14 protein-coding genes are annotated in these 15419 nt (G+C 47.8%); 6 read left to right on the forward strand and 8 right to left on the reverse strand.

What is annotated here, in order from left to right:
* The first annotated feature begins 89 nt into the window (after nucleotides 1-89).
* On the forward strand, nucleotides 90-1973 hold the full coding sequence (sppA, locus tag V7P87_RS14725; RefSeq protein ID WP_333798102.1) for a signal peptide peptidase SppA: 1884 nt from the start codon (nucleotides 90-92) through the stop codon (nucleotides 1971-1973).
* A gap of 109 nt (nucleotides 1974-2082) precedes the next feature.
* Here the strand turns inward: sppA and V7P87_RS14730 are convergent, their stop codons facing one another.
* The 6 genes from V7P87_RS14730 to seqA all read right to left on the reverse strand — a co-directional run bounded on the left by V7P87_RS14730 (nucleotide 2083) and on the right by seqA (nucleotide 11476).
* Complete coding sequence (locus V7P87_RS14730; protein ID WP_333798103.1) at nucleotides 2083-2463, reverse strand: VOC family protein; 381 nt, start codon at nucleotides 2461-2463, stop codon at nucleotides 2083-2085.
* 263 nt (nucleotides 2464-2726) lie between these two features.
* Nucleotides 2727-5765: a D-2-hydroxyglutarate dehydrogenase YdiJ gene (ydiJ, locus tag V7P87_RS14735; RefSeq protein WP_333798104.1), complete on the reverse strand. Its 3039-nt coding sequence runs from the start codon at nucleotides 5763-5765 to the stop codon at nucleotides 2727-2729.
* A gap of 218 nt (nucleotides 5766-5983) precedes the next feature.
* On the reverse strand, nucleotides 5984-6334 hold the full coding sequence (locus V7P87_RS14740; protein ID WP_333798105.1) for a hypothetical protein: 351 nt from the start codon (nucleotides 6332-6334) through the stop codon (nucleotides 5984-5986).
* A gap of 294 nt (nucleotides 6335-6628) precedes the next feature.
* Nucleotides 6629-9118, reverse strand: a complete 2490-nt coding sequence (locus V7P87_RS14745) for a glycogen/starch/alpha-glucan phosphorylase (protein WP_333798106.1) — start codon at nucleotides 9116-9118, stop codon at nucleotides 6629-6631.
* Nucleotides 9119-9304: 186 nt separating this feature from the next.
* Nucleotides 9305-10954, reverse strand: coding sequence for a phosphoglucomutase (alpha-D-glucose-1,6-bisphosphate-dependent) (gene pgm, locus V7P87_RS14750; RefSeq protein ID WP_333798107.1), 1650 nt, complete (start codon nucleotides 10952-10954; stop codon nucleotides 9305-9307).
* Nucleotides 10955-10963: 9 nt separating this feature from the next.
* Complete coding sequence (gene seqA, locus V7P87_RS14755) at nucleotides 10964-11476, reverse strand: replication initiation negative regulator SeqA (RefSeq protein ID WP_333798108.1); 513 nt, start codon at nucleotides 11474-11476, stop codon at nucleotides 10964-10966.
* Between the two features lie 137 nt (nucleotides 11477-11613).
* Between seqA and V7P87_RS14760 the strand changes: the two genes are divergently transcribed.
* Genes V7P87_RS14760 through fldA form a run of 4 tightly spaced genes read left to right on the forward strand, consistent with a single transcriptional unit; the run spans nucleotide 11614 to nucleotide 13470 of the window.
* Nucleotides 11614-12375 carry an alpha/beta fold hydrolase gene (locus V7P87_RS14760; RefSeq protein ID WP_333798109.1) on the forward strand — a complete coding sequence of 254 codons (762 nt, stop codon included), beginning with the start codon at nucleotides 11614-11616 and terminating at the stop codon, nucleotides 12373-12375.
* 59 nt (nucleotides 12376-12434) lie between these two features.
* Nucleotides 12435-12656 carry a DUF2788 domain-containing protein gene (locus V7P87_RS14765; RefSeq protein WP_260657837.1) on the forward strand — a complete coding sequence of 74 codons (222 nt, stop codon included), beginning with the start codon at nucleotides 12435-12437 and terminating at the stop codon, nucleotides 12654-12656.
* Nucleotides 12656-12928: a LexA regulated protein gene (gene ybfE, locus V7P87_RS14770; protein ID WP_260657836.1), complete on the forward strand. Its 273-nt coding sequence runs from the start codon at nucleotides 12656-12658 to the stop codon at nucleotides 12926-12928. Before V7P87_RS14765 ends, ybfE begins: the two co-directional genes overlap by 1 nt.
* Nucleotides 12929-12939: 11 nt before the next feature.
* Nucleotides 12940-13470 carry a flavodoxin FldA gene (fldA, locus tag V7P87_RS14775; RefSeq protein WP_333798110.1) on the forward strand — a complete coding sequence of 177 codons (531 nt, stop codon included), beginning with the start codon at nucleotides 12940-12942 and terminating at the stop codon, nucleotides 13468-13470.
* 122 nt (nucleotides 13471-13592) lie between these two features.
* Here fldA and V7P87_RS14780 read toward each other — a convergent pair whose 3' ends face one another.
* A complete protein-coding gene (locus V7P87_RS14780) occupies nucleotides 13593-14078 on the reverse strand; it encodes a DUF4442 domain-containing protein (RefSeq protein WP_333798111.1) in 486 nt (161 codons plus the stop codon).
* A 156-nt stretch (nucleotides 14079-14234) separates the two neighbouring features.
* Here V7P87_RS14780 and fur point away from each other — a divergent pair, with 156 nt between their 5' ends.
* On the forward strand, nucleotides 14235-14675 hold the full coding sequence (gene fur, locus V7P87_RS14785) for a ferric iron uptake transcriptional regulator (protein WP_333798112.1): 441 nt from the start codon (nucleotides 14235-14237) through the stop codon (nucleotides 14673-14675).
* Between the two features lie 55 nt (nucleotides 14676-14730).
* Here the strand turns inward: fur and V7P87_RS14790 are convergent, their stop codons facing one another.
* Complete coding sequence (locus tag V7P87_RS14790) at nucleotides 14731-15147, reverse strand: hypothetical protein (protein WP_296298879.1); 417 nt, start codon at nucleotides 15145-15147, stop codon at nucleotides 14731-14733.
* Nucleotides 15148-15419 lie beyond the last annotated feature (272 nt).

Genomic DNA, 15419 nt, shown 5'->3' on the forward strand with positions numbered 1-15419 from the left:
TTAAACATTTTCTTACAAATTCCGTTTAAGTTTATTGCCTTAATTCGTTATCTTAAGCTCAGACAGAAGTATTTATATAGGTGTTTGATATGTCGTTAGAAAGACCAGGCCTGCTCAGAAGATTTTTTTCCGCAGTGTTCAAAGTGTTTAAAACAGTCCGGAATCTAGTGCTGAACCTGATTTTCCTGATTATTTTTGTGGGTTTTATCAGTGTGTTGTTATCGGATGACAGCAAGGTCAAGGTTCCTGAAACTGCCGCACTGGTGCTCAACTTAAAGGGTGATCTGGTCGAAGAACTGCGTTTTGTGGATCCGGTGGAAGCCATGATGAACCAAGCCGCAGGTGGCAGCGAAGAAACGCCGGAAATGCTGGTTCGTGATGTGGTTAAAGTGGTTGAACGCGCCACAAAAGACGACAAAATTAAAGTCATAGTGCTGGAACTATCCAGTTTAGGCCGCGGTTCTTTGGATAAACTGCAGTCAGTTGGCAGTGCGCTGGAGAAATTTAAAGCTGCAGGTAAAAAAGTACTGGCTACAGGCACTTTTTATGCGCAAAACCAATATTATCTGGCGAGCTACGCCGACAATATTAACCTGCATCCAAAAGGCACAGTGTTGCTGGAGGGTTATGGCAGCTACCCAATGTATTACAAAAGTGCATTAGAAAAACTGAAAATCAGCACCCACGTATTTAAGGTTGGCACTTATAAATCTGCCGTCGAACCATTCCTGCGTGACGATATGTCTCCTGAAGCCAAAGAAGCGAACAGCGCCTGGCTGAATGAATTATGGAGCAGCTATAAACAGCAGGTTGCCGGCCGTCGTGGTTTTGACGTCAGCAACTTTGATGAAAGTTTTGCTACCTTGTATCAACGCATCAGCGCAGCCGATGGCGACATCGCCAAATATGCCCTGGACGCAAAACTGGTAGATAGCTTAAAAACCCGCGAAGAATTCCGTCAGGAACTGATTGCACTGGTTGGCGAAGACAAAGAAAACAAAACTTTTAATCAGGTGAGTTATAACGAGTATCACAGCCTGGTGATCCCAAAAATGCAAATGCCAAACCCGATAACCGACAAGGTTGCGCTGGTTGTGGCACGCGGCGCCATTGTGGATGGTAATGCCAAAGCCGGTATGATTGGCGGCGACAGTACGGCTAAATTGCTACGTAAAGCCAGACTGGACGAGAAGGTGAAAGCCGTGGTGCTGCGTATCGACAGCGGTGGCGGCAGTGCTTTTGCTTCCGAAATTATTTCCGAAGAAATCCGTTTATTAAAAGCAGCCGGTAAACCAGTGATTGCTTCTATGGGCGCTGTAGCAGCCTCCGGCGGTTATTGGATTGCAGCACCTGCCAATGAAATCTGGGCAGCCCCGACCACCATCACAGGTTCTATCGGTATTTTTGCCATGCTGCATACAGCTGAAAACGCTGTTGGTAGTCTGGGTCTGAATGTCGATGGTGTTGGCACCACTGAGCTTGCTGGTTTTAGCGCAGGCTTACCACTGTTTAAAGGTTTGCCGGCTGATGCCGAAAAGCTGCTGCAACGCATGATTGAGCGTGGTTACGATGAATTTATCACTCACGTTGGTGTTAGCCGCAACCTCGACAAAGCCGCAGTAGATAAGGTTGGCCAGGGCCGCGTTTGGACTGGCACTAAAGCGCTGGAATTCGGTCTGGTGGATAAACTCGGCACACTGGAAGATGCCATTGCATCGGCCGCCAGCAAGGCCAGCCTCAGCCAGTTTGATGTCTGGGTGGTTGAGCAGGAACTGACACCACAACAACAGTTTGTAAAACAGTTATTTGGTGAAGCCAAAACCATGGGCTTGCTGCCGGAAATCACACCATCTGCAGAAAACAAAGCAGTGCAACAGCTGATGACAGAGTTAAAACAGCATGTGGCGCAGTTTAGCCAGTTTAACGATCCAAATGGCATTTACTCTTATTGTTTCAGTTGTGAGCTGCAATAAGATCAAAGCCTGCCAAAACAAAAAGGAGCTTTTAAAGCTCCTTTTTTATTGCTGTCGTTGTTTGTGTTTGCACTAACAAGCCACAACAAAGCCGTTGCATATCGTTGGCTTATTGCATGCTATGCACACCCAGTTTATTGCCGGCCGGATCAAGAAAGATCCCAATAAAACCATGTTCGCCGATCGCAGTTTTTGCCAGCATCACTTCCCCACCGGCATCAGCAACACGTTTCAACACGGGCGCGACATCGGCGGTCTGAAAATACACTGTGGTACCATTGGCGGAAGGTTTTGCCTCAGGCCCCAACACTAAAGCGCCGCCACAACCACTTTGGCCATGATCAAAAGGAAAAAGCGCCATGACATCTGAAGCCATTTCCATCATGGTCAGCTCCAGCTGAAATACCTGTTGGTAAAATTTTTTACTCTTTTCCATATCCGTCACCGGAATTTCAAACCAGCCGACCGGATTTATGATAGTTGCCGTCATACTTAACTCCCTTTGCTGTAAAAGACACAGCAAGTGTAGTGCACAACATGAAAAAGGTTCAGGCGCAACTTCGACAGCCTTGCCTGAACCAGCGCGGCAGGCTGTTACCACAGATCTGCTGAGCTTTACTTCAGGCTGTCGCTGTTACACTGGCAAAGGTGCGAAAAAAAGCCTGCTACTGCAGGCTTTTTTATTGGACTTCAACGGCGGCAATAGCGGCCACAACGGCCATAGCTACTGCCAGATGCCGCCTTCATGATTTATCACAGCAGTTTTAACAACAACTGCAGCGGATGTTGCGGCTTTTGCCCTTCATAACGTTTGACCTGGCTACGGCAGGAAAAGCCTGTCACCAGCACCTGTTGCAAGTCCGTTTGTTGCAGCGCCTGCTGCCAGCTTAAGTCGTATAAAGCACGGCTATTTTGCTGATTTTGTTTTTCATGACCATAAGTGCCGGCCATACCACAACAACCAACGGCCACCACATCCAGGGTTAAACCTGCTTTGCTGAAAATTTGCTGCCAGCTTTTTTCGGTGGCTGGCAAAGCGGTTTTTTCGGTGCAATGGGCGAATAACCGGTATTTCTCGCTGGAGTTTAATGCCGGCAACTGTTGTTGCACTAGCCATTCATGCAGCAACTTCACCTCAAAATCACCACGTTTTTCGCCCAAAGCTTTGACATATTCGTCGCGGTACACCAGCACTAAAGATGCATCCAGGCCCAGCATAGGAGCGCCAAGCGCGGTCAGCTGATTCAGAAAATCAGCGGCGTTCTGTGCAGTTTTGGCAAATTCACGTAAAAAACCTTTGACATGCTGAGGTTTGCCATTAGGCAAAAACGGCAACAACACCGGGGTAAAACCGAGTTTTTCCAGCAGGCTCAAAGCATCAGCCACTAAATCTGCTTCGTAAAAACTGGTAAATGGATCTTGTACCAACAGCACCAGTTTTTCCCGTTCGGCCAGCGACAGGCTCTGTAGCTGGGTTAAATCAAACTGGTATTTGTGCTGAATGCGCTGTGCCAAAGTCGGTACCGACAGCAAAGGTGAATCAACATAACCTATGGTTTTTTCCAGCAGCCAGGCCACAGGGCGTAACTGTAAGCCAAAGTTCACCAGACCAGGCATTTTTGCAAGCTTAGGCGCACTTTGTTCAATGCCAGCCACCACATAATCTTTCAGTGGTCTTAAATAACGGCTGTGGTACAGCTGTAAAAAACGCGCTCTGAACGAAGGCACATCAACTTTAATCGGGCACTGACCGGCACAGGCTTTACAGGCCAGACATCCTTCCATGGCTTCCATCACTTCATGGGAAAAGTCAGCCTCGCCCCGCTTTTTACCAATACTGTTGCGAATACGGGTTGCGAAGTTTTTCAGGCCACCGGACGATGCAAGCAACTGCTGCTCCTGAGCCAATACATCAACACCCTGCTTGCTCATTAATCTGAGCCATTCACGCATCAAACCGGCGCGGCCTTTAGGGCTATGACGACGGTCTTTAGTGATTTTGCTGGACGGGCACATCGGCGAATTTTCTTCGTAGTTAAAACACAGGCCATTGCCATTACAGTTGGCGGCGCTATCAAAGCTCTGGCGGACCTGGATTGGAATTTGCCGATCGTAAAAACCACGTTTTACCCCATCCACACTGACCAGCGCATCCTGACTGTGCAGCGGCGTACAAATTTTGCCCGGGTTCATCCGGTTTTCCGGGTCAAAGGCGGCTTTAATCTTACGAAGTTCGGTAAAGAGGGTGTCGCCAAAAAAAGCCGGGCCATATTCACTGCGATAACCTTTGCCGTGTTCGCCCCACATTAAACCGCCGTATTTAGCGGTCAGTGCCACCACCTGATCCGACACCTGACGCAGCAGCTTTTCCTGTTCAGGGTCACACATATCAAGGGCTGGACGCACATGCAGTACACCGGCATCAACATGGCCAAACATGCCATAACTCAGCCCCTGGCTGTCGAGCAATGCCCGAAATTCCATAATAAAATCGGCCAGATTCTCAGGCGGCACCGCTGTATCTTCAGCAAAAGGCAAAGGTTTTTGCTGACCTTTGGCATTGCCGAGTAAACCAACGGCTTTTTTGCGCATCGCATAAATCTGATTGATGGCACCTAAATCGTAGGTCAGCTGATAGCCAATAATACCGCTGTCACCTGCGGCCAATGCCTGTTGCAGCCGGCTTTCAAGTGCCGCCACCTTTTGCTGCATGTCCTGCTCATCTTCGGCGTTGTATTCCACCATATTCAGACCCAACATGGTTTTGCCGGGCACGTCTTCAATATAGTTTTTCACCTGATGCCAGATGATGTCCTGCCGGGCTAAATCCAGTACCTTGCTGTCGACGGTTTCTACCGATGTCGCCTGCGCGGCCACTAAAAACGGCGCATTTTTTAACGCACTGACAAAACTGTCGTATTTGACATTCACCAGGCATTTAAAAGGTGCAATGGGCGTAACATTCAGTTTGGCTTCGGCCACAAAACCTAATGAGCCTTCCGAGCCTGTGATCACCCGGCCTAAATCAAACTGGGTTAAATCCTCATTCCAGACATGTTCTAAATCGTAACCTGTTAGAAAACGGTTCAGCCGTGGGAATTTGGCCAGAATATCTGAGCGGTAATCACGGGTGCTGCCAAGCACCTGACGGTAAATAGCTCCGATGTTGTTTTGCTGTGCCGCAAACTTTTCGGCTTCTGCCACCGGCATCGGCGCTGTATCCAGCACATCACCACTGATCAGCACAGTTTTAAGCGCCAACACATGGTCACTGGTTTTGCCATACACCAGGGAGCCCTGACCTGAAGCGTCGGTATTGATCATGCCACCTATGGTGGCGCGGTTTGAGGTGGATAAATCCGGGGCAAAGAAAAAACCATGGGGTTTTAAAAACGCATTGAGCTGATCTTTAATCACGCCCGCCTGAACCCGCACCCAACGCTCTTTGGCATTAAATTCCAGAATGTCGCGCATATGGCGTGACAAATCCACCACCAGATGTTCCGTCAGCGCCTGACCGTTGGTGCCGGTGCCACCGCCTCTTGGGCTGAATTTCAGGCTTTGAAACTGTGTTTGTTGCGCTGTTTGCGTGATGAGCTGTAAATCAGCCAGATGCCGGGGTAACAGCACTGCCTGTGGCAACGCCTGATACACACTGTTGTCGGTCGCAACAGCGAGCCTCGCGGCATAACTGGTTTCAATATCACCGGCAAAACCAGCGCTTTTTAAGGCCTGGCTAAAAGCAATAACAATCTCGGGTAAGGTGTGTTCGGGCGTTAACTTTGGGATCATCACAGGCACAACAACTGATTCACAAAGCACCGAGTATATCATTGTGTGCTGTTGGAAATTAAGCGAAAAAGCAGGCTGATTTTACCCTGGCTTCAGGGGCAGTCACTGAGCTGATATCGGGTTAGGTAAGCAAAATCAAACAACAGGCAACAGCGGCTCTCACAGCTCCCAATAAGGCGCCTGCCAGAACAAGCGCTCTGATGTTGTACAACATGCTGTCAGGAGCCTTTGTGATCAACAGCTTCGGATTTTACGATGACTTCACCTTCAATAATAACGCCTGAAGCACTTCGCTCACGCTGTGCGCCATAGGCTGAATTGCCTTGCGCCGCAGCACCATAGGTTTGCTGCATCTGCTGCATTTTTTTCAGCAGCTGCTTTTTTTTCCACCACAGCCAGGGCAATAACAACACGGCCACAGTGGCGATAATCATCAGTAATCCAACACCAAAGACCAGAAAGGCCAGTGCTGCCAACAGCATCAAAATGACGCTGAATACACCACCACTGCGGGTTTTACCCAGCTGAATAAATACAGGAGTAGGCCCTGACGGCCCTGAGTCTTTCATGAAATAACCTCATTTAAAAAGCGCAAGTTGGACAGCTTTTGCACCTGAGCGTTCAAATAAAATCAGGCCAAAGCCAAAGTCCAGGCTGCATCTTAGCTCTTTATGGGGACTTTGCGGTTTGAAATCCAGCCGGCCAAGGGCATTTTTGTGATCGAAGATGTAAGCAAATATAAAAATAACGGCGGCAATAGCCTGGTGCAGCCCCTTGTTACCTCGTGAACAGACCACACAACAACATAAAGCCCGCAACTGCGGGCTTTATCATTGATGCTTAAGGCGAGAGTGCCAGACGGACTATTTGTGCCCGATCTGACATTTTTGCAACTGCCATACCCTTTGCACATAATCTTCAATAGAGCGGTCAGAAGTAAACTTACTGACACTGGCTGTATTCAGAATGGCTTTTTTCGCCCAAAGCGCCTTGTCCCTATACCAGCTGTCGATGGTTTCATGGGCTTTTACATAAGAAGGGAAATCCGCCAGCACCAGGTATGGGTCGCCACCTTCCAGCAGACTACGTTTAATGGCCGCAAGCTCGCCTGGTTTACCCGGGGTGAAATAATCGGTTTCCAGCCAGTCCAAAATGGCTTTGAGCTCAGGGTTATTGTAATAATAATCCCAGCTGTGATAACCCTTTTGCTGTAAGGATTTTACTTCATCCACAGTTAAACCAAAAATGGCAATATTATCGGCGCCTACTTCTTCGGCGATTTCAATATTAGCGCCATCCATAGTGCCGATGGTCACAGCACCGTTCAGGGCAAGTTTCATATTGCCGGTGCCGCTGGCTTCTTTACCTGCGGTAGAAATTTGCTCTGATACGTCAGCCGCCGGGATCATTTTTTCCGCCAGGCTCACCCGGTAATTGGGCATAAACACCACTTTTAACCGGTTTTTCACCCTTTTATCGTGGTTAATTTTTTCGGCAATTTTATTAATGGCGTAAATAATTTCTTTGGCCAGTTTATAACCAGGCGCCGCCTTGGCCCCAAACAGGAAGACCCTTGGCACCATGTCATAATCCGGGTTTTGCAAAATACGGCGGTACAAAGCCAGAATATGCAGCAAATTCAGATGCTGACGTTTGTATTCATGCAAACGTTTAATCTGCACATCAAAAAGTGCGTGTGGATCAATGGCAATGCCGGTGAGTTTTTTCACTTCATCAGCTAAATCTGCTTTGTTCTGCTGTTTGATAGCCATAAAAGCGTCCTGCATCGCAGGACTGTCGGCATGCTTTTTCAGCTCAGCCAGCTGATGCAGTTGGGTTGGCCATTCTTTGCCCACTGTAGCATCCAGTAATTTGGCTAAGCGCTGATTACAGGCTTTTAACCAGCGTCTTGGTGTGACACCATTGGTAATATTGGTGAACTTATCCGGCCATAATGCCACCATCTCCGGGAATAAATCAGATTTCACCAACTGCGAGTGAATTTCCGCTACACCATTGACTCTGAACGAACCCACCACCGACAAGTGCCCCATCCGCACCATAGGGTCATGGCCTTCTTCGATGATCGACAGCTTACGCTTTTTCTCCACATCACCAGGCCAACGCACATCGACCTGCTCCACCAGGAAGCGGCGGTTGATTTCGTAAATGATTTCCAGATGACGTGGTAATACTTTTTCAAATAGCCGCACCGGCCATTTTTCCAAAGCCTCAGGCAATAAAGTGTGGTTGGTATAGGCAAAAACATGCTGACAGATATTCCAGGCTTCTTCCCAGTTCATTTCTGCTCTGTCGACCAGAATACGCATCAGCTCCGGAATAGCCACAGCCGGATGGGTGTCGTTGAGCTGAATAACTACCTGTTTGGCAAAGTGGCTCCAGTCATCCCCATGCGCCCTTTTATAACGGCGAATAATGTCTTTGAGTGAGCTTGAACAGAAAAAATACTGTTGAATGAGCCGCAGCTCTTTACCCGCTTCGGTTTCATCATTGGGATACAACACTTTGGAAATAGTTTCAGCTTCGATGTTTTCACGCGCGGCGTCGACATAACCACCAGAGTTAAATACGTCCCAGTTAAAAAAGTCACTGGCACGGCTTTCCCATAAACGCAACACGTTTACCGAACTACCGTTATAACCCACCACCGGAATATCCCAGGGCACAGCTTTAATAATACGGCCTGGGTGCCAGACTTTTTTCATTTTGCCTTGCAGGTCATACACAGTTTCAACATAACCGTATACTGAAATTTCCTGGATAGATTCAGGACGGCATATTTCCCATGGATTGCCGTATTCCCGCCAGCTGTCAGGGCGCTCTATCTGAAAACCGTGCTGAAATTCCTGCTTAAATAAACCGTGTTCATAATGAATGCCATAACCAATGGCCGGATAATTTAACGTTGCCAGCGAATCGATAAAACAGGCGGCGAGACGACCCAGACCGCCGTTGCCGAGCGCCATATCTTCTTCTTGCTGCTCTAAATCGGCAATGTCCATACCAAGTTCAGCCAACGCCTGTTTGGCCGCGTCGTAACAGCCCAGGTTATGCAAGTTGTTGCTGAATAACCGCCCCATCAGATATTCCAGGCTGAAATAATGCACAGCGCGGGTATTTTGCTGGTAATGGGTGCGCTGGGTATTGCGCAGGCCGTCATAGACAAATTCGTTAATTGAAGCGCAGGTGGCTCGCCACCAGGCTTGTGGACTGGCTTTGTTTACATCGGTGCCCAAAGTGCCGTGTAAATGCCGGATGATCTTTTCTTTTAATTCAGCGGCCGAAGGTAAAGCCGCTACTGCGACAGTCGCTTCTGTGGTGATAGGATTCATAAGCCATTTCCAGTTTGCCAGTTCCGATTGCCTGTGTGGCAATCACAGTAGCGCGGCAAAAAAGCATCGCGCCGGTGTGATAATTCATGTAGTAAAATTACAGAATGTACGGCTATTCGTCAAGGAAACCGCTGATTCGGCTGGCATTTGTAATTTAATTACATACGAATGCAGCCGCTTGACAACTCAGTTTAACTGCTGAAAAACACTATCAACAAAAGCTTTGGCATCCTGCTCCAATTGTTGCAAGTGGGCAGCATCAACAAAACTTTCCAGATAAATTTTATAGCTGTTTTCCGTACCCGAAGGTCGGGCCGCAAACCAGCCATGTTGAGTGACCACTTTCACACCACCAATAGTGGCGTTATTGCCAGGCGCCTTGGTCAGCACGGCAAGAATAGGATCCCCGGCCAGACTGGTTTGAGACACGCTGTTCACGTCCAGATTTTTCAGCGCATTTTTTTGCGCGTAATCGGCCGGCGCGTCAATACGCCGATACAAAGGTGCGCCAAACTCGCGGGTCAGCGCCTGGTATTGGGTGTAAGGGTCAACACCTGTTTTGGCCATCATTTCGGCGGCTAATAACCCCAGGATAAAACCATCTTTGTCGGTGGACCACACAGTACCGTCAAAACGCAAAAAGCTGGCACCGGCCGACTCTTCGCCGCCAAACACCAAATGCCCCTGATGCAGGCCTTCAACAAACCATTTAAAGCCAACAGGCACTTCATACAAAGTGCGGCCACGACCGGCAACCACTCTGTCAATCAGTGCACTGGACACCAGCGTTTTGCCGATTTTTTTATCAAGGCCCCACTGTGGTCTGTTACTGAGCAGATAATTTATCGCCACCGCCAGATAATGATTTGGATTTAACAGGCCGCCCAGACGGGTGACAATGCCATGACGATCAAAATCAGGGTCGTTACCTATCCCTATATCAAACTGATCTTTCAGTTTAATTAAATTGGCCATCGAATACGCTGAGCTGCAGTCCATCCGGATTTTGCCGTCTTTATCCAGCGGCATAAATGCAAAAGTCGGGTCAACATTATCGTTAACCACTGTTAAATCCAGTCCGTATTTTTGCGCTATTACAGGCCAGAATGCGATGCCTGAGCCCCCCATAGGGTCGACACCAATTTTAATTTTGGCTTTGGCAATAGCGTCCATATCAATGACACTGGCAAGGTCGTCAACATAAGGTGTGATGTAGTCATGTTGCTGATACAACGCACTTGCCAGCGCCTGCTGATAGTCCAGGCATAACAGCCCGGCCAAATCAGCCGCGATTAACGTATTGGCTCTTTGTTCTATCCAGGAGGTGGCGTCTGTATCCGCCGGCCCACCATGGGGTGGATTGTATTTAATGCCACCATCAGCCGGAGGATTGTGTGAAGGTGTGATCACTATGCCATCAGCCAGAGCTGCAGGCGCAGTGCTGTTGTAACTCAGAATAGCGTGGGAAATCACCGGCGTTGGTGTATACCCATGATCGGCCTGAACTTTTAGTGTGACCCCATTGGCAATCAGCACCTGCACTGCGCTGATAAACGCAGGTTCACTGAGCGCATGAGTGTCTTTGCCTAAAAACAGCGGGCCTGTAATGCCCTTTGCTTTGCGATACTCAGCAACGGCCTGACAAATGGCTTTGATATGCACTTCGTTAAAAGAACAGTCGGCTGCACTGCCACGATGGCCGGAAGTACCAAAACTGACCCGTTGTGACTGAACAGTTAAATCAGGCTTTAACGTGTAATATTCTGAACATAATAAAGCAATGTTCGTCAGCAGGTTTTTCGGTGCTGTTTGACCGGCAAGCGGGTGAACCGACATAAATATTCCTTATAAAAAGTCCCGGATAAGTTCTGCTTCTTCCTGAGAATAACCCAGCTTTAACGCTGCTTCGGTTAACATCATTTTTTTCCGGGTGGTGTTGGAATTGGTGATCACCCAGAATTCGCTGTTTGGAATAGGTTTTGGATTGGTGCTGCTGCCCGCTTCCAATAAATCCGCTTCTTTACGGCCAAAATACACCCTGTTGCGGCCTTTAATATCCAGCACCTTGGCAAACTGTGTTTTGTGCGCGCGCGCCAGGGCTGACAGGATAATTAAGAAGCGACCAACAACACTAAGCTCAGCCTGTAAATCCTGTTTGCTCAGAATATCAAAAACTTTCTGATCCTGTGCCAAAGGGACACTGGCCGCCAGGTTAACAGTTTCAGATGGCGCCGGGATGACAGTGTTCTGTTGTGGCAACAATAAACGTCGTAAAATTTCGGAAGCACTTTCCCCAATTTGTTGGGTCTGACTGGCGATGTAATGATAAAGATCATCATCTATTTCTATTGTTTTCATAAAGATACCTTAAAACCCAAACCGACAACCGGCATTATATAAATTGACACAGGCTGACGCCAGCCCGGTATTTTGTTAGGCTGGCGCACTTTTGTTATCGCGCGTCTGATATAGCGCTTCGTTGTCAAAGGATAAGCATGATATTACATACTGACATAACAGGCCAAGGCGAGCCACTGGTATTGATCCACGGTTTGTTTGGCAGTTACGAAAACTTAGGCGTCATTGCCCGCTCCTTGCAGGACAAATTCCAGATCATCAATCTGGATTTACGTAACCATGGCCGTTCGCCACACAGCGATGAAATGAGTTATCCGCTGATGGCCGCTGATGTATTGGAAACGCTTGATGCGCAGGGCTTAAATCAGGTCTCTGTGCTTGGTCATTCAATGGGAGGCAAAGTTGCGATGCAGCTGGCACTGATGGCGCCAGAGCGGGTAAAAAAACTGATCCTGGCCGATATTTCGCCTGTGGTCAATGAACCCCGCCACGCCGGTATTTTGCAGGCGATGCAACAAATCAATCTTGCCACACTGCAAGACAGGCGTGAAGCCGACCAGCAATTAAGCGCAACTGTGACTGAGCTTGGCGTGCGGCAATTTTTGCTGAAAAACATGGTTAAAGAAGGCAACACATTTAGCTGGCGGCTGAATTTGCCGGCACTGGTGGCCAATTACCCACAGATTTTGGCAGCGCCACAAGCAAAAGGGCCTTACCTGGGGCCGGTGCTTTTTATTAAAGGCGGTGATTCTGATTATCTGCTGCCATCACATCAAAGCACTATCCAACAACTGTTCCCACATGCCAAAGCCAAGGTGATCCAGGGTACAGGTCATTGGTTACATGCAGAAAAACCGGCTGCTTTTAGCAAAATAGTGGCGGATTTTTTATTGAGCTAGCGCATAAATTTTTTTTCGCTTTGTGCTATAGTGCGCGCGTTTTTTTGAAGGTCATCACCATGTTAAATGAATATATGGAACAAATTGAGGCGGCCAGTTTATGGTTTTTCCTCAGCGTGTTGTTTTTTTTGATAGGAATGGCGATTCAGGACGTATTAAAAAAAGGCAATGTGCCAAAATTTGGCCGGGTATTTGTCTGGATTGTATTATTTTTGGGATGTGCCGGCTTTCTGGCCAAAGGTGTTATTCAGTTTATCTATGAGTCAAAAGGGTTAGGTTAATGGCGAAAATTGCCACAGATCGCACAACTCTTGATTTATTTGCCGGCGAAAAGCGGCCGGGTCGGCCCAAAACCAACCCATTACCGCGTGAAGAGCAGCTGCGACTGAATAAAAGAAACCAGATCCGCCGTGACAAAACCAAAGGGTTAAAACGCATCGAGTGCAAAGTAACAGCTGAGCTGTATTCGCAACTGGATGCCAGAGCGCAGGCACTGCAACTGACCCGCAGTGCGCTGATTGAACAACTGCTGAGCGCAGCGTTAGCAAGGTAAAAGGCACTTATATGGCAACTGTAGGTATATTTTTTGGCAGCGATACCGGTAACACTGAACATATCGCCAAGATGATCCAAAAAGAGCTGGGCAAAAACTTAATTGCGGTGCATGACATTGCTAAAAGCAGCAAAGAAGACATCGCCAGTTACGATTTGCTGATGTTTGGCATTCCGACCTGGTATTACGGTGAAGCCCAGTGCGACTGGGATGACTTTTTCCCTGAGCTGGAAAACATCGATTTTAACAATAAGCTCGTCGCCATTTTTGGTTGTGGTGATCAGGAAGACTACGCTGAGTATTTCCTTGATGCCATGGGCACCTTACGCGATATTATCGAACCTAAAGGAGCCATTATTGTGGGCCACTGGCCAACCAAAGGTTACAACTTTGTCGCGTCCAAAGCTTTGGCAGACAACGACCACTTTGTGGGTTTGGGTATTGATGAAGACCGTCAGCCTGAACTGACCGAAGGGCGTGTAAAACAGTGGTGCAAACAGATTTATGATGAGCTGAGCTTAAAAGACCTCGAAGGTTTATAAGCACCAATCTTTGCTCTTTAAAAACAAAAACCACCCTAAAGCGGTGGTTTTTTTGTTTTATCAATGCTGAGTATAATTTTTTCGGCAAGCAAGAACAGCGGTGGGACTGTCACTGATGGTGATCACAGGCTGCCTTCTTGTTTTGGCCGGTGTTTTGGTTTTTTGCGGATATACACAGTGCGGTTCACTTCACAGACAATGTCGTTGTTGTTGTTTTTGATATGCACCAAAAATTGCGGGAAATATTTATCGCCATCCGCCGTTGCCGCTTTAATTTCATCAACCACAGCATCACCGAGCCAAAACTCTGCCGTTAAGGTGCCATGGCCAGGCTTGATATAATCGATGTCGGCTTTTTTATCCCACACCATATATTCTTTACCCAGTGCGCCCATCAGCAGCAGTGGATAAATAGGATCGGTCATCGCAAACATAGCACCGCCAAACTGACTGCTATTAATATTCCGCCGCCAGGGTCTGTCATTGAGACTGACACGGGCGTAACGATAATCATCGGCCAGCACTTCTACTTTGATGCCGTTAAACCAAAACGGCGGCCAAAAATTTAATAAGTGACGCATCACTGCCGGTTTAAATGCCCAACGCATAAAAGCTCCATCTGGTAAGACCTGTAACGAGAATCATAACCTGAAAACGCTTGTGACACCATGCTTCCCTTGCTGAGGAACAGGAGATTTTACTTTTCCAATCAAAGAGAATAGCCTTATAATCCAAGCCAACAGCAATTATGAGTATCGATACAGATGTCAGATCACAACAGTGAACTTCGCAAAGCCGGCCTGAAAGTAACCCTGCCGAGGGTTAAAATTCTGGAAATTTTACAGGACCCAAGTCACCAGCACATCAGCGCTGAAGACGTATATAAAATTCTGCTGGAAATTGGTGAAGATATAGGTCTGGCCACTGTGTATCGGGTACTGAACCAGTTTGACGATGCCGGTATTGTCAGCCGTCACCACTTTGAAGGTGGTAAGTCGGTCTTTGAACTGAGCAGAATGGATCACCACGACCACCTGGTGTGCTTAAATTGCGGCAAAGTGATTGAATTTGAAGATGATGACATTGAGCGTAAGCAGCTGGAAATCGCCGATAAAAATGGCATTAAGCTGACCCACCACAGCTTGTATCTGTATGGGGAGTGTGTTGATAAAGTGGCTTGTGATAATTACAAAAACAAAGCCTGATTCAGATAAGATGATCCGAATAAAAAACGCAGCCTGGCTGCGTTTTTTATTGGTGTTATGGCAACAAGCTGCATTGTTGTTGCTGGCAGGCCGCCACTGGCTCTGGCACTATCTGACAGGTGCTACGAAGTCCAAGTCTTTGTTGTTGTTCTTGTTTTAACTTTTTATATCTGTCGTTGGTAATGGCAAGCAGCTTTTCATCGGTGCTTTTGCTTGAATACACCATATATTGCTCAGGCCCGCCACAAGGCCTGTGCCCTACCGGTAGCACTTTACACTGGGTACTTTGCTGACAACTTTTATCGGCCGTTAATCGTTGCAGGCGCTGATGGAGTTGTTTGGTATCCACCTGCAACTGCGCCAGCGAACCATCCAGCTGGTTCACCATCAGATCTTTTTGTTGTGGTACTGTGCTGCAGCCAGAAAGTAAAACCAGCATGCCGAGCAATGTGCTTATTCCCTGTTTTTTCACTTGCTTGTCTCCGGTTTGAAAAAGTTACAACATTTTAACCAAAACATATTCAATAACAAGCAATTGCACAAAAGTTCAGCACTTTCCATGCCGCTAAGTTGTAACAAAAACCCAGCAGCGGACAATCACTCTGTCCTTGTGGCCAAAGCCCGGGGCAAAAAACCAAACCATCACACAGGCCTGGTTCCCCCGCCATCGCGGCCGTTTGGGTATTCAAAGTAAAAAACCACCTCCATAGGAGGTGGCTTTGCAAAAGGCCCCCTAGAAGGGGG

Origin of the sequence: Rheinheimera sp., assembly GCF_036782235.1 — a bacterium.
Lineage (GTDB): Bacteria > Pseudomonadota > Gammaproteobacteria > Enterobacterales > Alteromonadaceae > Pararheinheimera.